Genomic DNA, 657 nt, shown 5'->3' with positions numbered 1-657 from the left:
GTGGTCATCGCTGTGAAAGTCGCCTTTGGGGCTCTCCTGGCACCTTCGCCGCGATCTGCGCCAAGGGCCAGTTTGGTACCATGCCGCCATTCACTGCATTGCTTTGTTGATGCCCCGAGGTCGCATCGCCCGCTTTCAAAAGATGACAATGCCTTAACGTTGTCTTAACGTCGTTTTATGAGAGCTCGCCTTGCCGTGATCTTGATGGCTGACCTGGTCGGCTATACGTCCGCAATGGAGGCGGATCAGTCGCTCGCAATCGAGTTGGTCCGCGAACTTCGTGATAAACTTCTAGAACCTGAGGCCGTCCGAAGAGGCGGCGAGATACTGAAGCGTATGGGCGATGGATGGATAATTGCCTTTCCGTCGATATCAGCGGCAATCGAAACCGCTCAATTTGTGCAAATTGCGTTGGTCGACCATGAAAAAATCAGACTGAGGATGGCAGCGCATCTCGGGGAGATCATTCAAGACGAGACCGACATTTATGGTACCGGCATCAACATCACTGCGCGCCTGCAGACTGAGGCGCCACCCGGTGGTGTGATGATCTCCGAAGACCTCAAGCGGCAGTTGGACGAAAAGCTTTCAGCGGGTTTCAGCGATGCGGGTAGGTACGACTTAAAGAATCTTGCTAATCCGGTGAATGGGTTTCAA

1 protein-coding gene is annotated in these 657 nt (G+C 53.6%); it reads left to right on the top strand.

What is annotated here, in order from left to right:
- Positions 1-204: 204 nt before the first annotated feature.
- Positions 205-657 (top strand): adenylate/guanylate cyclase domain-containing protein (locus tag ACR0E6_RS22440; RefSeq protein ID WP_480587534.1); only part of this gene is annotated, 453 nt, incomplete at its 3' end.

The organism is Ruegeria sp. AP12 (assembly GCF_056540025.1).
The sequence above is the reverse complement of the archived record's forward strand: the minus strand, read 5'-3'. Positions and strand labels throughout refer to the sequence as shown.